This is a genomic window from Acidithiobacillus sp. TH-A117 (genome assembly GCF_057473465.1).
The window spans coordinates 52,514-72,082 of record NZ_JBYCKQ010000046.1; the positions used below are offsets into that span (position 1 = coordinate 52,514).

The following is a 19,569-nucleotide window of genomic DNA, read 5'->3' on the forward strand; positions in this document are numbered from 1 at the left end:
TGGCAAAAAATTCTGGATTCGATCACAAACGCACAGGCATCAAAATATAGAGGGGATTATCGACATCCATGGGGGTGAAAACAGCGGCACTGTTCCCTTCCTTGACGCGCATCCGGATTTGATCCTGATTGAAAATCTGAATTGTGTCAGTGAGATAGCGGCTATTGAAGGCAATATCCAGGGCCTGATTCTGATAGTCAATGGTCAGTTCGATTTCGCCTTCTTCCTGTTCTTCATTGCGACTGCGCAGGGTCATGAGATTATCGGCCAGATGGACTTGAGTGGTAGGATTGCGGTCACTGACCAGCACTTCACTTTGCTGCAAGGCACTTTTGAAACTCTGGCGGTCGATAACCGCGAAAAAAGGGTGTCCCTGGGGAATGACCCGACGATAATCGGGATACTTGGCATCAATCAATTTGCAGGCAAATTGCTGAGAACCATCATCCAAAACAAAGCTGGTGTCGGAAAGAGAGAGTTGAATATCTCCCGTAGAGACAATGCGTAATAACTCCATGACTGCCTTGCGGGGCAGAATACATTGGAAACTCTCAGCTTCGAGGCTGCTGGCGAAGGGCAGTGTCATCATGGCCAGACGATGACCGTCGGTAGCGACCAGCCGCATTTCCTGGCCCTGGATTTCCAGAAGAACACCATTCAGAAAAACGCGGGCATCATTTTGTGCCATGGTATTGGCCGTTACCGCCAGTGCTTCACGAAACTGGGCAGCATCACAATGACCCTGGCAGCGATTGCTATGAATGCTGAGATAGGGGAATTGTTCGGCGGGTAGTACATGCAAGGTAAAGCGGCTTTTGGCGGCTTTGAGCAGCAGTTTGTCACCATCCTTGTGAAATTCCAGAGGCGTATGTTCTGGCAAGGCCCGGCAAATATCGTAGAGTTTGCGCGCCGGAACTGCACAACTTCCAGGCATATCCACTGGATGATCCTTATCCACACTCAGTTGGACTTCCTGGTCTGTAGCAATGAAACGGCAGTGTTGTCCAGCCGCTTCGATGAGTACATGGGCTAGTATGGGTTGTACTGGCCGACGGTCGGCAATATTGGCCATATTTGCCAGTACCGGCAGGATATCTTCTCGATCCATGGTGAGTTTCATCAGGAAATGCTCCTTGCTGGTTTTATTAAATAAAATGCTTTCTTCTTTTTAACTGCTATTATTATTAAGGCCCGTATAGCCTGTGGGAAACCGAGATATCTGTTTGTTATGCGCAGACTTTTCCAGATGCATAGCAGTCTGTGAAGCTGTGGATAAGGGGGTATGACCGGGGATAAAAAAGGGGGGTGATTTTCATACATGATCAGCTCAGGACTTATCCCTGGGGTTTTCCACAGCTTCCTCTTGATCGGCCTCATGCGCCGAGAATCCTGAGCAAATTATGATAATCTTCATTGAGTTGAGAGTCTTCCTGACGGAGTTTCTCAATCTGGCGGCAGGCATGCAGAACCGTCGTGTGATCGCGACCACCGAAGGCTTCTCCAATCTCCGGGAGGCTGTGATTGGTCAGTTCCTTGGTCAGTGACATGGCCACCTGTCGGGGCCGGGCAATGTTGCGACTGCGGCGTTTGGACTGCATGTCAGAGCCCCGGATATGGAAATATTCGGCGACGACTTTCTGGATGTTCTCTAGACTGACCATGCGTTTCTGAACATCGATCAGATCGCGCAGTGCTTCCCGGGCGGTGTCTAGATTATAGGGTTTATGAGTGAAGTTGACGTGCGCGACCACCCGCCGTAATGCACCTTCCAGTTCCCGCACATGGGAGCGGATTTTTTCGGCAATAAAAAAAGCCACTTCTTCAGGGAGTTGAATTCCGATTTCTTCGGCCTTGCAAAGGACAATGGCCATGCGGGTTTCGAGATCGTGGGGCTGAATGGCGACGGTCAAGCCCCAGCCGAAACGGGACTGCAGTCGTTCTTCCAGATTTTCCACTTCCTTGGGGTAGCGATCGCAAGTAATGATGATCTGCCGTCCCCCGTCAAAAAGGGCGTTGAAAGTATGGAAAAACTCTTCCTGGGTCCGATCCTTTCCGGCAAAAAACTGAATGTCATCAATCAATAGGGCATCGAGCTTGCGATAGCGCTGCTTGAATTCATTGATGGTGTTGTGTTGCAGGGAACGGACCATATCCATGATGAAACCCTCGGCGCTGACATACAGTACCTTGGCATCGCTGTTGCGCTGGAGAATCGCATTACCGACGGCCTGCATGAGGTGGGTTTTCCCCAGACCGACACCACCGTAAATGTACAAAGGGTTGTAGGATTTACCCGGATGTTCGGAAACCTGGCGGGCGGCAGCCACAGCGAGTTGATTGGATTTGCCTTCGACATAGGACTGAAAGGAAAAACCTGGATTGAGGCGATTGCCGTTGCGTGGATCGGTACTGACCGGCGTCGGGCTGGCGGGATTTTGTGGCTCTGACAGCACGGCGGCAGCTGCTGTATCCAGATCAAAGCGCAGCAGCATTCCCGGCGCCAATTCGGCAAGTACCGCTTCCAGCAAGTCCAGAAGCCGTTCCCGGACCCACTGCATGACAAAAGGGTTCGGTGCAAACAGATGAAATTCGTTACCATGGAGTTCACCCCGCAATGGTCTCAGCCAGGTATTGAACTGCTGAGGCGTGGTTTGCTCCTGCAACTGCACACAAAGCGCATCCCAGAGGGCATCCCCATCGCGCAGGGCGGGTATCATTGAATCACGGCGCATACGTAACCTGGTCGAGAGCTGGGCGGTAAAATCGTGATGTTTGAACACGACAGTCTGTTGCCGCAGTATAGCCAAGTGAGGCGATCTGCGCCAGTATATAGTGGTGTGAGGATGAAGCCGTTATCTGCAAAGATATTTAACTTTATACGCGATCAATAAAATTATTTAAAAAAAAATTATATGATATTGTTTATTAACAAACAAAAAAATATATTTTAAATGATAAACCAATAATGAAAGGTAAATTTTTTTGATATTTTCTGACATGGAAAATGCAATACGAATTTTTATGGATGATTATTTCTGAGTGAGGGCTGATATCCCTCTGATCTTGCAAAGGAAGACTTTTAATGATGACGGGTCCAGTAGTGATTACCGGTGCGGGAAGCGGTATTGGCCGGGCCTTGGCACTGGTATATGCCGAAGCAGGCCGCCCCTTGCTCCTGCTCGGGCGAAGTCAGCAGCCCCTTGACGCTACCGCAGAACAGGCACGTTCCCGGGGAGCCGTGGTGCGAGCCATAAGCGTAGATATCGGCCATGCCGATCTTCTTGACGATATAGCCCGGGATTTTGCCGAAGAGTTTGGCAAAATCGCGATAGTGATTGCCAACGCAGGGATCAGTCATGGAACCCTGGCTCTGGAGCGGGAAGATCGCCCGGTGTTTGCAGAAATCATCAGGACCAATCTGCTGGGAATGGATAATACCTGCAGTGCTTTTCTTCCCTATCTGGCGCTGGATGGGCGAATTGCCGGGATTGCCAGTGTGGCGGGCTTTCGGGGTTTGCCTGGAGCTGCCGCGTACTCAGCTTCCAAGGCTGGCGTCATAGCCTATCTGGAAAGCCTGCGCCTGGAATTGAAAAAACGCGGGACGAAGGTTTGCTGTATTGCCCCGGGCTATATTGCCACACCCATGACGGCTGAAAATCAGTATCCCATGCCTTGGTTGATGGATCCCGACAAGGCTGCGCGAAAAATGCGCCGTGCCATCGATCGTGGTCAGGCGTGGCTCGTGATCCCCTGGCAAATGGCGCTGGTGGGAATGATTTTGCGGCATTTGCCCAATTTCTTTTATGATCTAATATTTACAGGTGTTGTGGGTAAGTCAAGAAAAATAAAGTGACTATGAAGAAAATCATTTTTATTCCGCGCTCAGTAAAACGTCTCAAAATATGGAAGCTATAATATAAAAGAATATCTGGGCTATCAAAGAATTTAAGTTGCCTAGAAAATATTATAATTTTTTTGGAGACATTTCCTAATGTGTTTTTATGGTCTATAATGAAACAATATATATCACCTTAAAAGGAGAATGATTATGACTAACACGGGAATACTGGTATGTAATGCTTCTGCAGCCCGTTTTTTTCTGAATGAGGGTTGTGGAAAAGGTATGAGTCTGGTTACAGACTGGGAACATCCCGATAGCCGCAAGCACGAGGGGGATTTTGTTACGGGCAGTGCGGGTCGTGTTCAGCAAAGTTATGGTCATGGAGCAAGGCCTGGCATTGAGTGGAAGACCAGTCCAAAAGAAACTGAGATGCAACATTTTGCTGCCGAGCTAGTGGACTATCTTCAAAATTCACGCATGAAAGCTGTTTTCGAACATCTGATCATAGTCGCTCCTCCGCATTTCCTCGGGCTTCTCCGGGAAAAACTGGATGATCCTACGCGCACATTACTGCGGGATACCCTGGATAAGGACTATACCCAGGAAAACGTTTCCGCTTTGCTCAAGCATCTTGCTGATCTCTTTTGCCGTAATTAACGACACGCGCTTTCCTTTGCGATCTGAGGCAGACCGGACACTCCGAAGCTGCATCAGATCCTGATCGCAGGAATGCTCTTTGCGGCTGTAGCGAATGAGTGTCGAATCACCTTCCTGCGATGGCTGTCAAGGAGAGCAGAATAAGTTTTCCACAAACTGTTGATGTTTAGCTTAGGCGTACTTTCTATGAAGCAACTTTTGGTAATCTTTATAACTACATGATTATTAAAAATAATAGGGCTTAAAAAAACGGTAAAAACTGTTACGTTTCTGAAACTGGTCAGTAAAATCCGCCTCCTGGCATTTATATCCACAAAGTTATCCACAGAAACCAAAGGGTTCTCAACATATGAAAACCCCCCTTGCGGGGGGTGATGAAAGCCGCTGGAACAGAGCTTTTCAGGCAGGTTGTAGTCGGGGTTTCAGCAACCACATCTGGATCAAGCTCAGGAACATCTCCAGCAGGGCAATCGGACAGGACAGGGCTCCTCCAATCAGCACCAGCCAGACGAAAGCCGGGTTCTGGTGGGTCAGGAACCAACCACTGAAATCCACCAGCATGGCAATAAAGGGCAGGATGATCAGGGTGTATTTAAGGCCATTGGGGAAACGTGACTTGCTGAATATCCAGCCGGCCACCCAAAAAATAACCCCGAGCATGGTCAGGTGAATCATTCCGTTGAGAAGCATGGTGCTCAGACTCATGCCGGTATCCACCTTGGCGACCGTTTTGACATCGGCGTAGGTGACCAGGGGCGGATTATGCAGGACTTTGGTCATGGCCACGCTATGACATTTCAGACAGTTTCCAGCGATCAAGGGTTTGATGGCCGAGTTGTAGTCGGCCTCCGTTTCCCCGGAGGCAATCCAGTGGTTGACCGCCGCGACCATTTTCGGTTTATCGGCCGCCGACATGCCTGCATAATCCATCATGCGCGGCAGTACAGTTTGCAAGGTGCTGGAACTGCGATTGCCATAATAGTGTTGGGCAACGGCCTGAACGGTTAATCCATTATTACCACCTACTGTAATGTATACATAGGCTTCTGCGACCAAAAGGCCCAATCCCACCAGGAAAATAAATCCCGTATGGACCAGTTTTTCTGCTAGACTCAATTCCGGCAATTGCCGCATGTGGTTTTCCTCCATGAATGATGTCGTTAGGATAGGATCTACGTGGCAAATAAAAGCAATTTTCCTGCCGGTTTTGCGGGTTGTCCATGCATCCCCCGGTAGTTCTCAGTGTTGGTGGTTCGGATCCCAGCGCGGGTGCTGGCATTCAGGCGGATCTGCTGACTCTTGCCGGTCTGGGTGTGCATGGCTGTACGGCCATCACCGCACTGACGGTGCAGGATTCCGTCAATGTCCAATGCTTTAGTCTGGTGCCACCGAAGGAATGTCTGCAACAGGCCCAGGCCATTATGGACGATATACCGGTGCGGGTGATCAAAATCGGCATGCTGGGATCTGCGGAAATGGTTACGGCGCTGGCGGACTGGCTGGAGCAGTATCCAGATATTCCCGTGGTACTGGACCCGGTCATGGCAGCTGGGGGCGGTACTTCCCTAGCGCTGGCCGGACTACGTGAGGCAATGATTCACCGGCTTCTGCCCAAAATCACCATTCTTACCCCCAACGCACCGGAGGCGCTGTTGCTGGCCGATGTTCGGGACCTGGAAAGCGCGGGTGCGTGGCTCAATCAGCAAGGCGCGCCCTGGGTGCTGATCACCGGAGGCCATGGGGATACTCCGGAACTGGAAAATCGCCTGTATCATCAGGAAAGCCTGCAGCAGATTTTTTATCAGCAGTGGCTGCCACAGCATTATCATGGGTCGGGATGTACCCTGGCTTCGGCCATTGCTGCAGGGCTGGCCAAGGGGGTGGAGCTGCAGCAGGCGGTGCAGGAGGCCCTCGACTTTACCCACGCAGCCTTGCGCCAGGCCTACCCTCTGGGACGCGGTCAGTATTTTCCCAGACGCTTTCATCAGCGCGAAGCCGTACAGGATGCCCATGAACAGGGGTAAACATGCCATCGCCGGTTTATATGTTATCACCGACGCACACTGGATGCCGGAGCCGGTTTTTCTGGAAAAGGCCGAAGCGGCCTTGCGCGGCGGGGCGCGTATCCTCCAGTATCGAGATAAAGGGGATCCCCTGAGAGACGGAGAGCGGCGCCGCCAGCAGGCCGGCGCCCTTCGCGATTTGTGCGCGCAGTATGATGCCCTGTTCGTGGTCAATGATGACCCAGAGCTGGCCAGGGTCGTGCAGGCGCCCGCGCTGCATGTGGGCGCAGAGGATGCCCCGGTGGCAGCTTTGCGAGACGCATTCGGTCCGCAACTGTGCATCGGCGTGTCCTGCTATGCCTCCCTGGACAAAGCCCGACAGGCGGTCCGGGATGGCGCCGATTATGTCGCCTTTGGCGCCTTTTTCCCCTCGCCCAGCAAACCCCGGGCAACACGGGTGGATCTGCACGTTTTGCAAACGGCACGGGCAGAGCTGAAGATGCCTCTGGTCGCCATCGGCGGCATTACAGAGGATAATGGCAGCCAACTGATCGCCGCCGGTGCTGATGCCTTGGCGGTGATTTCCGGAGTATTTGCGCCGCCGTCGGTCGGCGAGGTAGAGCAGGCAGCCCGGCGCTTCGCGGCCTTGTTTGATGATTCAAGAAACAAATCCAAGGAGTAATAATGACCCAGACTTCACACGCTTTATTTCAGGCAGCCCAGCAGTGTATTCCCGGTGGTGTCAATTCTCCGGTGCGCGCCTTTCGCGGCGTGGGCGGGGATCCGGTATTTATCGATCACGCCGAAGGGGCTTGTTTTTGGGACGTGGAGGGTAAGCGCTATATTGACTATGTCGGCTCCTGGGGGCCGATGATTCTCGGTCACAATCATCCCGAAGTCCGCGCCGCAGTGCATGCCCAGGTCGAGAAGGGGTTGGGTTTTGGGGCGCCTACGGCCATTGAAGTGGATATGGCCGAAATGGTCTGTGCGCTGGTTCCCGGCATGGAGTCGGTGCGTATGACTTCCAGTGGCACCGAAGCAGTCATGACGGCCATCCGTCTGGCCCGGGGTTATACCGGCCGCGATAAAATCATTAAATTTGAGGGAAACTATCATGGTCATAGTGACAGCCTGTTGGTCAAGGCGGGCTCCGGTGCCCTGACTTTGGGGCAGCCTTCCAGCGCCGGTATTCCCCGGGAGGTCAGTCAGGACACCCTGGTGCTTCCCTATAATGACTTGTCCGCCATAGAAGCCATGATGCAGCAGTACGGCTTTGATATAGCCACCATCATTGTCGAGCCCGTCGCCGGGAATATGGGTTGCGTCCCGCCCGAGCCGGGTTTTCTGGAGGGGCTGCGCGCGCTCTGTGATCAATACGAATGTGTGTTGATATTTGATGAAGTGATGACCGGTTTCCGGGTGGCTTTGGGGGGTGCCCAGAGTCTTTACGGGGTTCGTCCGGATTTGACGACTTTCGGTAAAATCATCGGCGGCGGATTACCGGTGGGAGCGGTAGGAGGGCCCCGCGACATCATGGAATATCTGGCTCCCAATGGCCCGGTGTACCAGGCGGGAACGCTGTCGGGAAATCCGGTAGCCATGGCGGCCGGTCTGCAGACCCTGCGCCTGCTGACCGCTCCCGGATTTCACGAACAACTGGCCCGACAAACCCGAAAATTATGCACGGGCCTCGCCGAGCGCGCCCAGGCAGCCGGTATTCCCATGCAAATCAATCAGGTTCCTGCCATGTTCGGCTGGTTTTTCAGTGACGAGCCGGTTCGCAGCTTTGATGCGGTGATGCGTGCCGATAGTCAGCGCTATGCGCAATTTTTTCATGGCCTGCTGGCGCGGGGGGTTTATCTGGCCCCCAGCGCCTATGAAGCGGGCTTTCTTTCCGCAGCCCACGGTGATGCTGAAATTGCCGCCACCCTGGATGCTGCAGAACAGGTTCTGGCAGAGTTGAAGGAGAAGCAATGACTACCCTCTTTACCCGCATCATCCAGGGAGAAATCCCTGCCCAGAAACTGCTGGAAGACGAGCATTATCTGGCCTTTCTGGATATCCGCCCGGTACGCCCCGGACATACCCTGGTCATCCCCAAAAAAGAGCATGATTATCTATTTACCCTGGATGATCCCACCCTGGCGGGGCTGCTCCCCTTTGCCAAGCGGGTGGTCCCGGCCCTGGAAAAGGTTACGGGCTGCAAACGCGTTGGGGTGATGGTTGCCGGGCTGGAGGTCCCTCACACCCATGTGCATCTGATTCCTATGAATGCCATTCCGGACCTGAATTTTGCCCATGCCAGGGACACCCCGGCGCAGGATCTGGCCGCCATGGGCGAGCAGATTCGCGCAGCGCTACAGCACTGAGCATGCTGCGCAACGCTGTCCTGCTGGGCCTGATGCTGTTGTTGAGCTGCCATCTGGCCTGGGCCAAGGGCAAAAACTGTCCGGCCCAGGTCAATATCAATCAGGCCGGTGTCGAGCAGTTGCGCTGTCTGAAAGGCGTGGGTAAAAAACGGGCGGCGGCCATCGTCGTTTTTCGTGAGGCCCACGGTCCCTTTCCGGGACCCGCCGCCCTGGGTGCTGTACTTAGCCCGAAAATCGTCGCCCGCCTGCGGCCACAGATTATTACTCAGTCGGCCGATTGAGGCGGCCAGCACCATCGGAGTACTCACATCAGGATGATATCGTACTGCTCCTGGGTGTAGGTGGCTTCTGCCTGGACCTTGATGGGGCGGCCGATGAATTCTTCCAGGGCGGCAAGGCTGGTGCTTTCTTCATCCAGCAGTTTGTCCATGACCATTTGTGAAGCGAGGACGACGAAGCGTTCGGCGGGATAGGCCCGGCTTTCCCGGACGATTTCCCGCAGAATCTCGTAGCAGATGGTTTCGGCGGTCTTGAGAAAACCCCGGCCGTGGCAGTAGGAACAGGGTTCGCAGAGGGTTTGGCGAAGACTTTCGCGGGTGCGCTTGCGGGTCATTTCCACCAGGCCAAGCGCTGAGATTTGGGTGATGTTGCAGCGGGTGCGATCATTCTGGATGGCTTTTTCCAGGGCGCGCTGCACCCGTCTTTTGTGTTCGTCATCATCCATGTCAATGAAATCAATGATGATCATCCCGCCGATATTGCGCAAGCGCATTTGCCGGGCAATGGCGGCGGCGGCTTCCAGATTGGTTTTGAAAATGGTGTCTTCCTGATTGCGACGCCCGACAAAACCGCCGGTATTCACATCCACCGTGGTCAGCGCCTCGGTCTGGTCGATGATCAGATAAGCGCCGGACTTGAGGGTGACCCGACTCTGCAGGGCTCTTTCGATTTCGTCTTCCACATTGTACAAATCAAAAAGAGGCCTTTCCCCGCTGTAATGTTCCATGCGATCGGCGACTTCGGGAATGACACCCTGACAGAAATGCACCGCTGCTTCATAGGTTTCCCGGGAGTCGATGCGCACCCGCTCGATATTGTCGGACATGACATCCCGCATCATGCGCATGGCGAGATTGAGATCGCTGTGAATCTGGCAAGGTGCTGTGCTGTCTTCCAGTTGTCGGCGGATGGATCTCCACAAGCGCCGCAGGAAGTCGATGTCGCCAGCAAAATCCTGACGCTCGACGCCTTCGGCAAGGGTCCGGATAATATATCCCCCCGCCTCATCGCCGGGAATGACGGCCTTGAGTTCGTCCTTGAGACGGGATCGTTCATCCGGCGATTCAATGCGGGTGGAAACCCCGAGGCGGGGAACAAAGGGCATATACACCAGATATCTTCCAGGAAGGGTGATGCGGGTGGTCAAACGTGCGCCCTTGCTACCGACGGGATCCTTGATGACTTGCACCAGCACTTCCTGGCCTTCATGCAGCAGGGTGCATACATTACGGATTTCGTGGTGGCCGGGACGGGTTTCGATATCAGTTTCACCCTGCAGCTCTTCACTGTCATCCTGAATGTCGGCGGCGTGCAGAAAAGCGGTGCGATCCAGCCCGACATCGACAAAAGCCGCTTGCATACCCGGCAGCACCCGGCAGACCACGCCTTTGTAGATATTCCCGACCAGGCCGCGATGACCGCTGCGTTCTACCTGCAGTTCCTGGAGGACACCGTTGTCTACCAGGGCGACCCGGATTTCCTGGGGCGTGACGTTAATGAGGAGTTCTTCGCTCATAGAGAACCTGCGGGTAATGGGGCCAGTACGGGGGGTGGGAAACCACAATGGGACAAAAGTCGGGCCGTTTCAAAAAGGGGCAGACCCATGACCCCGCTGAAAGAGCCCTGCAGGTTCTCCACGAAGATGGCACCCAGTCCCTGGATGGCATAGGCACCAGCCTTGTCGGCGGGTTCCCCGCTGGCCCAATAGGCCTGCATTTCCTGGTCGGTCAGCGCGCGCAGCTGGACTCTGCTGCTCTGCAACTGCGTATGAATCTGACCATCCTGTACCAGAGCAATAGCTGTAAATACCTGATGCTCCCGACCACCAAGCTGTTCGTACATGGCATAGGCAGCGGCCGCATCCCGAGCTTTGCCAAAGGCCTGCTGTCCCAGAGCTACCACGGTGTCCGCCGCCAGTACCAGATCTTGGGGATACGCTGTGGCCACCGCCAGGGCTTTGCTCCGCGCCAGGCGCTGTGCCAATACTTGCGGAGACTCTCCGGCGTGGGGTGTTTCATCCACGTCCGCTACCTGTACCTCCGGGGCATAACCCAGCTGCTGGAGCAGTGCCAGGCGGCGCGGCGAGGCAGATGCCAGAATTAGACGACTCACGAGGTCGGACTGGCATTCACCAGGAGCAGTTCGGCACTGCCGGCAGGCAGACCGGAACCCGTGGCCAGGGCCAGAGACTGATCCGGCACCCCATTGCGGCGCAGGCTGCGCAAAATGCTTTCCGCCCGCTGGGTGGCAGCATTGGCACCAAGGGGTTGAGGAGCGACTCGCACCAGGATTTCCCGGGCGTTACTTTGCTTGAGGATTCGGGAAATAGCCTGCAGGCGTTGCTCGCCATCCTGACTCAAACGGTTATCACTGCCGAACAGGCTGTCGGCGGGCATGCTGACATGGACCCCATCGCTGGCAGCCCGGACCTGGGCATACACGGTCAAGGCCTTGCCATAGGACGGCAGAGCGGCATTGCTGCTGCTGACGGAACTGCTGGGTGCCTGGCTGACAGTGCTTTGCGGTTGTTTGGCGAGATTCGCCAAATGTTGTTCTTCGGCCTGCAACATCTGTTTTTGCTGCTGGATTTCCGCTTGCAAATGCTGGGTTTGAGCACCCGTCATGGTTTTGCTGGCCAGCTGTTGACGCAACCGGGCGTATTCACTCTGCAACGCCTGATGCTGTTTGCTCAGGGATTGCACCTGCTCCTGAAGCTTATGGAGACTGGTCTGCTGATGGCTTCTTTGGCGTTGCGCCTGCAGCCCCGCCATGCGCGCGTCAAAAATGGCCTTATCGACCTGAAATAGCCCGGGATCCACTTGATCGCGGGTCATCATTTGCAGGGTTTCCTGCAGTTTTGACAAGGTTTCAGGAGGAATGGCCGGACCGCTGCGCTGGGCATTTTGCAGGCGCTGCAAGGATTGTTGTAGTACCCGGGTGGTAGCGACATCGGCGCTGGCCAGCACCGGCCAGGTGAACAGCAGGGTGGCGGCAATCAGGGCATGGGCGCGCATTATTGGGACTCCTTGGCGATTTGTGCCTTGGTGGCGTCGATTTGCTGATGGGTCGAGGCGATCTGGCTTTGCAAATTGGCGATTTGACCTTGCAGTGCCTGGCGCTGGCTATCCTGGGGAGAAGCATTGAGGCGGGCTTGGATATTGTCGAGTAGGACTTTTGCCAGCAGGGTTTCGCGTTCGGCAAGGAGATATTCGCCCCGCGACTGGGCAGATTGCGCTGCGGTCAGGGCGCGCTTGGCGGGAACCAGCTCGCTGTCATTGACTGCCGGTGAAAGGGCCAGAATTCTTTCCCTTCCGGCCTGTACGGCAATGGCGTCGGAACTGCTCTGCTGGGGACTGACTTCCACCATCTGTGCACAGGCGCTCAGCCCGACACTCAGGAACAGGACCACACCGATCCGGATGGTCATGGGGTTTTTCCATAATTGTTTCACGTCAGCGTTACTCCTCTGCGCCACGATGATAAGGTAATCCGGCCTGAATACTCCAGGCGCGGTAGAGTTGTTCGGCCAGGACCACGCGCACTACCGGGTGCGCCAGGGTCAGGGGGGACAGGGACCATTGCCAGTCGGCGCGCAGATCGGGATCCAGCCCGTCCGGTCCGCCAACCCAGAACGTCACGTCGCGGCCCCCCAGAAACCAGCCATCCATCCGCTGTGCCAGGGCTTCACTACTGAGCATTTTGCCCCCGACCTCGAGGGCAACGATTTCGGAGCCTGCGGGTGTGGCATGGTGCAGCCGCTCGCCTTCCTCTTTGCGCCAGCGCAGCGGATCGCCACTTTTGCCGCGCTTGGCCATGGGCAGGGCCAGCCACTCTACCCGACATTGGGGAGGCATTCGGCGGCATATTCTGCCACGCCACTGTCCACCCAGGCAGGCATTTTGGTGCCGATGGCCAGAATGCGCAACCGCATGATCAGTCAGTGGCGTTCTTTTTGACCGCGCAGCTGCGGAAGTTCTCCCCAGAGGCGTTCCAGTTGATAGAAATCACGGACCTCAGGGCGCATGACATGGACCACGACATCGCCCATATCCACCAAAGCCCAGTCCCCCACGCTGAGACCTTCCTTGCCCAGAGGACGGACCCCCTCTTCGCGCATGCGCGCCATGACATGATCCGCCAGCGCCTTGAGATGGCGGTCGGAAGTACCGGAGGCAATAATCAGATAGTCGGTGATATCCGTTTGCTGGCGGACGTCGATGGTTTTGATATCCAGAGCTTTGTGTTCATCGAGAACGGTCACGATCAAATCGCGGAGGTTTTCTGCTGTCGCCAAGTGCAAGAGTCCTTTTATGTCGATTTACGGGCTTTGATAGAGCCCCTCACGCTCAATATAATCCAATACTTCGTCGGGTAACAGAAAGCGCGGACTTTGACCGTTGGCCAGCAGGCTGCGAATGCTGGTTGCGGAAATCTCCAGGGCGGTGATGGTCTGAAAAAAAATGAAACCGGCAGATTGCTGGTGCAGTTGCTGGATATCGTCACAACGCCGCTGGTAGAGGGTTTGGCGCAGGGCTTCGGGAAGCTCTGCCGCTGGCCAGCCGGGTCTTCCGGTGACGATCAGGTGCGTCAATGCGAGAATCTCCTGCCAGTCCCGCCAGGTATCAAATCGTAAAAAGGCATCCATGCCAATGACCATGGCCAGCAGGGCATCGGGCCGTTCCTGACGCAGGCTGCGCAAGGTATCCACGGTATAGGATGGCCCTTCACGGTGGACTTCCCGGTCGCTCACCGTGAAGCGGGGATGATGGGCGACGGCAATGCGGGTCATGGCCAGACGATGGGGGGCGGCGGCCCAGGGGCTTTTACGATGGGGCGGATGTCCGGCGGGGATGAGCATCACTTCGGCAATTTTCAGGGCCTGCCGGACCTCCTCAACGGCACGCAGATGCCCGTAGTGGATGGGATCGAAAGTTCCTCCCAAAATCACCAGATCATGGTCTTTGCTTATGTTCATGATCTGAATATAGCGAAGGGCGAAGGCGGGGGGAAGTCGGCCGGGAAGGGCGGCAGACAAAAAGCCCGTCCGGCGGCTATGATGGGGACGATGGTAAAAGCGATCAGGAATCCAAGTGGGGAATTCAGTCAAGGCTAGTTTCGGTCAGCGGGTGCAGGTGTGGTTGATTATGGGCATGTTGCGTTGTGCCGCATTATTGCCGGCCGCATGGCGGGCATTTTTGGGGGCTGTGCTGGGCGATACCGCGCGAGGGATTTTGTCCCGTCCCCGGCGGGTGGTTGCCGCTAATCTGGCCATTGCCTTTCCCGAATTACCTGCCGCCCAGCGGCAGACTCTGCTGCTGCAGCATTTTCGCGCTCTGGGCCAGGCTGCCCTAGAGCTTGGCCCCTTGTGGTACTGGCCCTTACCCCGAGCCTTGGGACTGATTCGTGAAGTCATTGGCGTGGAGGCCGTAGATGCGGCTCTGGCCCAGGGGCACGGGGTGATCCTCTTTACCGCCCACCTGGGGGCCTGGGAGGCAGCGGTGCAATATATCGGTCAGCGCTGGCCGGTGACGGTGCTTTATATGGAAACCCGTAATCCAGCGCTGAATCAATTGATGGCGACAGGCCGGGGACGCAGCGGTGCGCATTTGACCGCCAAGGAAGAGGGCATCCGCCCCCTCTTGCAAACTTTGCAGCGTCAACAGGTGGTGGGGATTTTGCCGGACCAGAATGTGGACCCCCGGGAAGGTGATTATGCGCCATTTTTCGGGCGGCCAGCCTGTACTACCCCCCTACTGGGACGCCTGGCTCAGCGCCGCCAGAGTCCGGTGTTTGGTCTTTTTGCCTATCGTCTGCCCCGTGGGCAGGGATTTCGTCTGGAATTTGTGCCCATGCCCGAAAACTTTCCGGCCGGCGAGGCGGTGGCCGACGCCACGGCCATGAATACCGTGCTGGAAAGCGCCATTCGCAAGGCGCCGGAACAGTACTGGTGGGTCCATCGCCGTTTCAAGGACCAGCCGGAAGGTTGGGATTATCCTTATTGATTGCGGTATCGGGAATTTATTTCCCGGGTCTTGAAAATGTTTTTGGGGGACCCCATTAAATGGGGCATGGTGAGCAGGTCACCCTGATTGAGACAAGGAGATACCCATGGTTGATGAAAATGTGAAATCGGCCCCCCAGGCAGTGCGTTCTGTAGATCCCGTTGAACAGTTTTTTGACTCTTTGCTGCCCGGCGTTTTTCGTCCGGTAAATAACGGTAACCAGTCAGCTGCCGCGAGAGCCCATATTGCCCGCATTGATGTCCTGGATCGGGACAACGAGATTGTGATTCGCGCGGAAGTTCCTGGCATGGATAAGGAAAAGCTGGATGTGCAGGTGCATGGTAACCAGGTGTACATCAGCGGCAGCAAGGAAGAGAACAAGACGGAAGAAGAAGGTAAATATATTTATCGTGAACGTCGTTATGGAGAGTTTTCACGCACGGTACAACTACCCGTGGATGTGGATGCCAGCCAGAGCAAGGCGGCATACAAGGACGGTGTTCTGGAACTAGTTCTACCCAAGGCAGAGTCCGCCAAAAGACGCAAAATCAGCGTAGAATAATGTTTTATTAATACGCCTTCATAAATGGGCCGGTGCTTTATCCGGCCTATTTTTTATGGCTTACTTGCCAATACAGAAGCGCGAAAAAATCTCTCCGAGCAAGTCTTCCACATCGATTTTGCCAGTGACCTGAGCCAGAGCATGGGCAGCTTCGCGCAGGCTTTGTGCCAGCAGTTCGGGGTGACCGGCGGCCTTTTGCAGGCATACGGCCTCCGCCACTTTGTCTCCTGCCCGGGCGAGAGCCTCCACATGACGTTCCCGCGCGCTGAAGGCGCAGACGTTGTGGTCCATACCCATTCGCACCATGATCTGCGCCCTGAGCTCAGCCATCCCCTGCCCTGTCAGGGCAGAAATGGCGCAGGAGCTGGCATCGGTAGGAGCTTCTGAGAGGGTGTCGACCAGATCCAGCTTGTTCCAGACGAGTAGCTTGGAGATGCTTGGTAATTCGTCGAGAATAATCTGATCATCTTGCTGCCAGCCCGCCTGGGCATCAGCGACCAGTAATATCAGCTGGGCACTGTGGAGAATCTGCCGGGCGCGGGCAATACCTTCGGCTTCTACCAGATCAGCGGATTCCCGGAGTCCTGCGGTATCGATGAGTTCGATGGGCAGCCCGTCGAGCAGGATTTCCTCGCGCAGCACATCACGGGTGGTTCCCGGAACCGGGGTGACAATGGCGGCATCGCGTTGGGCCAGGGCATTCATCAGGCTGGATTTACCCACATTGGGACGACCGGCAATAATCACCCGCCCGCCCCGGGCGAGGCGGGCGCCCTGCCCGGCTTGCTGCAGCAATTGCAGCAATTGCTGCTGTAAAGCGATGAGCCCCTCATGTATGGCTATGTCGTGAGCAGCGCCAAGATCCTCCTCGCTGAAGTCCAGACCAGCCTCTACCAGAGCAAGAAGCTGCAATAATTGTCCATGTATGACCGCTACGGCTTTGGAAAAAACGCCTTCCAGGCTGGCCGCAGCGGCGCGCGCCTGGGCTTCACTACGGGCATGAATGAGATCGGCTACCGCCTCGGCCTGGGCCAGATCCATGCGCCCGTTGAGAAAGGCCCTCTCGGTAAATTCGCCGGGACGTGCGGCCCTGGCGCCGTGTTTTACACATGCCTGCAACAACGCGGCCAGGGCCAGAGGACTACCGTGTCCCTGTAACTCCACCACGTCTTCTCCGGTGTAACTATGGGGCGCGGGAAAATAGAGAGTAATCCCGTGATCTATCCCCAGCCCGTCCGGACTGTAAAAGCGCCGAAATTGGGCCTGTCGGGCTGGCCAGAGCGGGCTGGAGGGTTTTTGACCACAGAGACGCTGGCCAATCCGCAGGGCCTGCGGACCGGAAAGGCGGACGATACCCACCCCGCCTTCTCCGGGCGGGGTGGCAATGGCAACAATGGTGTCTCCCTGTACATAGGACATCGCGGAACCTTGTTATGAAGGCCGGGTCAGGAGAGGCCCGGCCCGGAAATGCGCTGTTGCTGCCTAGTCCTTGGCCGCCATGATATGGCGGGTGATCAGATACTGTTGGCCAATGGACACAACGTTGTTGGTCAACCAGTACAGCACCAGACCGGCCGGGAAAAAGGAGAAAAACACGGCGAAAATCACCGGTAGTGCCGACATGATTTTTTTCTGCATCGGATCGACGGGTGCGGGATTGAGACGTTGCTGGAAAAACATGGAAATACCCATCAGCAGCGGCAGGATGTAGTAAGGATCAGGCACTGCCAGATCGTGAATCCAGAGAATGAACGGTGCCTGACGCAGGGACACACTTTCCACCAGTACCCAGTACAGGGCGATAAAAAAAGGCATTTGCAGCAGGATGGGCAAACAGCCCGCCATCGGGTTGACCTTTTCCGTGCGGTAAAGCTCCATCATGGCGGCACCGAGTTTCTGGCGATCATCCCCACATTCTTTTTTCAGTTTTTCCAGTTTGGGCTGAAGCTTGCGCATATTGGCCATGGACCGGTAACTGATGGCTGAGGGATAAAAGAAAATCGCCTTGATGACAATGACCAGCAGAATGATGGCCAGACCCCAGTTGCCGACCAGGCCATGAAACCACTTGAGGACCAGGTGCATGGGTTCGGCGATGATGGCAAACCAGCCATAATCCACCGTCTGTTCCAGACCCCGACCCAGAGCGGCCAGTCGGCTCTGCTGCTTGGGGCCGAGGAAAACCTGCTGGGTAATGCTGGTACTCTGCCCTGGCGCCAGAGTCGGCAGAGGCGTGTTCACCCCGGCCACATAATTACTTCCCGAGGGGCGGGCATACACCTGCACATGGGCTTGTTCAGGCGGCAGGACCGCCGCCAGAAAATAGTGATCCATCATTCCCGCCCAGCCGGGGCCAGCTTCCTGGCGAGGATGATCGCGCATGTCCCCAAAGCTGACCTCGCTGAAGTTACCGCTATGCATGAGCACGGCGCCCGTAAAAATGGACATGAACATATGGCTTTCGGCGCGGTCGTTGCGCAGAATCTGGTCGAAATAACTGCCGTTCCAGGCCTGGGTACCGGTATTGGTAATCTCGATATGCTCTTCAGCCAGATAACTGTCCGGCTGGAAAGTCCAAGTCTTGCTGACTGTCAATGGCCCGGCTTTACCTTTCAGGACAACAGTACCGGCGTTAGCCGAATGCGGCGCTTCTTCGGTAAATTGAGGAATCAGCAACTGTCCATCACTACCAATAAAGCCGCTTTGCTGGGTGGTCAGTTTGGCCGGAGAGGTATCGAGAATGGGGTAAGGCTGGGGATTGCTGGTGGCAGTGGCATAAGCGCGCAGGCCGAGACTCTGGATGTCACCACCATGAAGGCTGATCTGACCGGTAAAAACCCGGGTTGCAAATGGAATCGTCGGACCATTGACTGGGGCGATGGCCTGAGCAGCCACCGGCGCAGCACTGGGTGGTGTGGAAACTGTCGGGGCGGTCTGCGGCGTGGTGCTGGGCGACACCGCCTTGCTGACCGTACTGGGAGCGGGTGGCACGGATTTTGGCGCATTTTGTTCTTGCCAGGCCTGAAACAACAAAAAAAAGACCACGGCCAAGGCAATGACAAGAAAGGTTTTCTGATTTTCCATGGAGCCCCAGTGTGTTTAAGGAACAGGATCAACACCGCCTGCGTGCCAGGGATGGCAGCGGCCGATGCGTTTGATGCCTAGCCAGGAACCTTTGGCAATGCCATAGCGTTCAATGGCCTGGCAAGTATATTCAGAGCAGGTTGGATAAAAACGGCAATGATGCCCCAGCAAGGGGCTGATGGCGTATTGATAGGTGCGAACCGCGATTACGGCGGCGCGACGCGCGCTCATGCCTTCCTCAGCAGTTGCCGGAAATAAACCCCCATGGCCATCATGCTGAGCTTTTTCGCCCCGTTCCGGGCCACTACCATCACATCCTGCCCCGCCGAGCGTTGTTCCTGGAGGCGAAAAGCTTCCCGCAAACGCCGTTTGACTCGGTTACGTATCACGGCATTCCCGACCTTGCGGCTCACGGCCAGACCCAGTCGTGGATGGGAAACGGTATTGGGGAGGGTATACATGATCAACTCGGGAAAAACTTTTTTGCGCCCCTGTTGAATGGTGCGCTGGATGAGCGCTTTCTGGCGGAGGCGATCCTCGCGGGTAAAGCGATGTGGATGCGCCTGCGCCGGATGCATACGCTTACGGACAGAGACGTTGACGGCCCTTGGCGCGCCGACGTTTCAGAACAAGACGTCCGGACTTGGTGGCCATACGGGCACGAAAGCCGTGGGTACGCTTGCGATGGGTAATGCTGGGTTGAAAAGTACGCTTCATTGGAACACTTCCTGCGGGTAAATCCTAAGGGCTGAGAAGATAAGGAGATGCTGTC

General features: G+C 55.7%; 24 protein-coding genes. 9 read left to right on the forward strand and 15 right to left on the reverse strand.

Features of this window, described 5'->3' with window-relative positions; genetic code table 11:
- Positions 1-22 precede the first annotated feature (22 nt).
- Positions 23-1,120, reverse strand: a complete 1,098-nt coding sequence (gene dnaN, locus AC2VLR_RS11485) for a DNA polymerase III subunit beta (protein ID WP_486882234.1) — start codon at positions 1,118-1,120, stop codon at positions 23-25.
- Between the two features lie 253 nt (positions 1,121-1,373).
- On the reverse strand, positions 1,374-2,732 hold the full coding sequence (gene dnaA, locus AC2VLR_RS11490; protein WP_486882235.1) for a chromosomal replication initiator protein DnaA: 1,359 nt from the start codon (positions 2,730-2,732) through the stop codon (positions 1,374-1,376).
- A 350-nt stretch (positions 2,733-3,082) separates the two neighbouring features.
- Here dnaA and AC2VLR_RS11495 point away from each other — a divergent pair, with 350 nt between their 5' ends.
- Both AC2VLR_RS11495 and AC2VLR_RS11500 read left to right on the forward strand, forming a co-directional pair.
- The gene (locus AC2VLR_RS11495; RefSeq protein ID WP_486882236.1) at positions 3,083-3,853 is read left to right on the forward strand and encodes an SDR family oxidoreductase; all 771 of its coding nucleotides are present in this window, start codon (positions 3,083-3,085) and stop codon (positions 3,851-3,853) included.
- Positions 3,854-4,048: 195 nt separating this feature from the next.
- Positions 4,049-4,498 (forward strand): host attachment protein, encoded by a 450-nt coding sequence (locus AC2VLR_RS11500; protein WP_486882237.1) that lies wholly within the window; start codon positions 4,049-4,051, stop codon positions 4,496-4,498.
- A 399-nt stretch (positions 4,499-4,897) separates the two neighbouring features.
- On the opposite strand, the gene AC2VLR_RS11505 is transcribed toward AC2VLR_RS11500, so the two are convergent.
- Positions 4,898-5,632 (reverse strand): hypothetical protein, encoded by a 735-nt coding sequence (locus AC2VLR_RS11505; RefSeq protein WP_215842827.1) that lies wholly within the window; start codon positions 5,630-5,632, stop codon positions 4,898-4,900.
- Positions 5,633-5,718: 86 nt separating this feature from the next.
- Between AC2VLR_RS11505 and thiD the strand changes: the two genes are divergently transcribed.
- From thiD to AC2VLR_RS11530, 5 genes are read left to right on the forward strand one after another with little or no spacing between them, the layout of a single operon-like run.
- Entirely contained in the window at positions 5,719-6,522 is an 804-nt protein-coding gene (thiD, locus tag AC2VLR_RS11510) for a bifunctional hydroxymethylpyrimidine kinase/phosphomethylpyrimidine kinase (RefSeq protein WP_486882238.1), read from the forward strand.
- Complete coding sequence (gene thiE / locus AC2VLR_RS11515; RefSeq protein WP_486882239.1) at positions 6,509-7,183, forward strand: thiamine phosphate synthase; 675 nt, start codon at positions 6,509-6,511, stop codon at positions 7,181-7,183. Before thiD ends, thiE begins: the two co-directional genes overlap by 14 nt.
- Positions 7,184-7,185: 2 nt before the next feature.
- Positions 7,186-8,478, forward strand: coding sequence for a glutamate-1-semialdehyde 2,1-aminomutase (hemL, locus tag AC2VLR_RS11520; protein WP_486882240.1), 1,293 nt, complete (start codon positions 7,186-7,188; stop codon positions 8,476-8,478).
- A complete protein-coding gene (locus AC2VLR_RS11525; RefSeq protein WP_486882241.1) occupies positions 8,475-8,870 on the forward strand; it encodes an HIT family protein in 396 nt (131 codons plus the stop codon). Before hemL ends, AC2VLR_RS11525 begins: the two co-directional genes overlap by 4 nt.
- 2 nt (positions 8,871-8,872) lie before the next feature.
- The gene (locus tag AC2VLR_RS11530) at positions 8,873-9,151 is read left to right on the forward strand and encodes a ComEA family DNA-binding protein (protein WP_486882242.1); all 279 of its coding nucleotides are present in this window, start codon (positions 8,873-8,875) and stop codon (positions 9,149-9,151) included.
- Between the two features lie 23 nt (positions 9,152-9,174).
- On the opposite strand, the gene rng is transcribed toward AC2VLR_RS11530, so the two are convergent.
- The 7 genes from rng to nadD all read right to left on the reverse strand — a co-directional run bounded on the left by rng (position 9,175) and on the right by nadD (position 14,124).
- Complete coding sequence (gene rng, locus AC2VLR_RS11535; protein ID WP_486882243.1) at positions 9,175-10,665, reverse strand: ribonuclease G; 1,491 nt, start codon at positions 10,663-10,665, stop codon at positions 9,175-9,177.
- On the reverse strand, positions 10,662-11,261 hold the full coding sequence (locus AC2VLR_RS11540) for a Maf family protein (RefSeq protein WP_486882244.1): 600 nt from the start codon (positions 11,259-11,261) through the stop codon (positions 10,662-10,664). The genes rng and AC2VLR_RS11540 overlap by 4 nt, the downstream gene beginning before the upstream one ends.
- Positions 11,258-12,163, reverse strand: coding sequence for a hypothetical protein (locus AC2VLR_RS11545; protein ID WP_486882245.1), 906 nt, complete (start codon positions 12,161-12,163; stop codon positions 11,258-11,260). The genes AC2VLR_RS11540 and AC2VLR_RS11545 overlap by 4 nt, the downstream gene beginning before the upstream one ends.
- Complete coding sequence (locus tag AC2VLR_RS11550; RefSeq protein ID WP_368356286.1) at positions 12,163-12,600, reverse strand: hypothetical protein; 438 nt, start codon at positions 12,598-12,600, stop codon at positions 12,163-12,165. Before AC2VLR_RS11550 ends, AC2VLR_RS11545 begins: the two co-directional genes overlap by 1 nt.
- 7 nt (positions 12,601-12,607) lie before the next feature.
- Positions 12,608-13,003 (reverse strand): 23S rRNA (pseudouridine(1915)-N(3))-methyltransferase RlmH, encoded by a 396-nt coding sequence (rlmH, locus tag AC2VLR_RS11555; protein WP_486882246.1) that lies wholly within the window; start codon positions 13,001-13,003, stop codon positions 12,608-12,610.
- Positions 13,004-13,086: 83 nt separating this feature from the next.
- Entirely contained in the window at positions 13,087-13,443 is a 357-nt protein-coding gene (gene rsfS, locus AC2VLR_RS11560; protein WP_486882247.1) for a ribosome silencing factor, read from the reverse strand.
- Between the two features lie 24 nt (positions 13,444-13,467).
- Positions 13,468-14,124, reverse strand: a complete 657-nt coding sequence (gene nadD / locus AC2VLR_RS11565; protein ID WP_486882253.1) for a nicotinate-nucleotide adenylyltransferase — start codon at positions 14,122-14,124, stop codon at positions 13,468-13,470.
- 115 nt (positions 14,125-14,239) lie between these two features.
- Between nadD and AC2VLR_RS11570 the strand changes: the two genes are divergently transcribed.
- Complete coding sequence (locus AC2VLR_RS11570; RefSeq protein WP_486882248.1) at positions 14,240-15,151, forward strand: lysophospholipid acyltransferase family protein; 912 nt, start codon at positions 14,240-14,242, stop codon at positions 15,149-15,151.
- 106 nt (positions 15,152-15,257) lie between these two features.
- Complete coding sequence (locus AC2VLR_RS11575) at positions 15,258-15,713, forward strand: Hsp20/alpha crystallin family protein (protein ID WP_486882249.1); 456 nt, start codon at positions 15,258-15,260, stop codon at positions 15,711-15,713.
- 60 nt (positions 15,714-15,773) lie between these two features.
- On the opposite strand, the gene mnmE is transcribed toward AC2VLR_RS11575, so the two are convergent.
- The 5 genes from mnmE to rpmH all read right to left on the reverse strand — a co-directional run bounded on the left by mnmE (position 15,774) and on the right by rpmH (position 19,514).
- Positions 15,774-17,132, reverse strand: coding sequence for a tRNA uridine-5-carboxymethylaminomethyl(34) synthesis GTPase MnmE (gene mnmE, locus AC2VLR_RS11580; protein ID WP_486882250.1), 1,359 nt, complete (start codon positions 17,130-17,132; stop codon positions 15,774-15,776).
- Between the two features lie 63 nt (positions 17,133-17,195).
- Positions 17,196-18,797 carry a membrane protein insertase YidC gene (gene yidC / locus AC2VLR_RS11585; RefSeq protein ID WP_486882251.1) on the reverse strand — a complete coding sequence of 534 codons (1,602 nt, stop codon included), beginning with the start codon at positions 18,795-18,797 and terminating at the stop codon, positions 17,196-17,198.
- A 15-nt stretch (positions 18,798-18,812) separates the two neighbouring features.
- Entirely contained in the window at positions 18,813-19,028 is a 216-nt protein-coding gene (gene yidD, locus AC2VLR_RS11590; RefSeq protein WP_215843952.1) for a membrane protein insertion efficiency factor YidD, read from the reverse strand.
- A complete protein-coding gene (gene rnpA, locus AC2VLR_RS11595) occupies positions 19,025-19,375 on the reverse strand; it encodes a ribonuclease P protein component (protein ID WP_486882252.1) in 351 nt (116 codons plus the stop codon). Before rnpA ends, yidD begins: the two co-directional genes overlap by 4 nt.
- Before the next feature lie 4 nt (positions 19,376-19,379).
- Positions 19,380-19,514: a 50S ribosomal protein L34 gene (gene rpmH / locus AC2VLR_RS11600; RefSeq protein ID WP_024894327.1), complete on the reverse strand. Its 135-nt coding sequence runs from the start codon at positions 19,512-19,514 to the stop codon at positions 19,380-19,382.
- Positions 19,515-19,569: the final 55 nt, after the last annotated feature.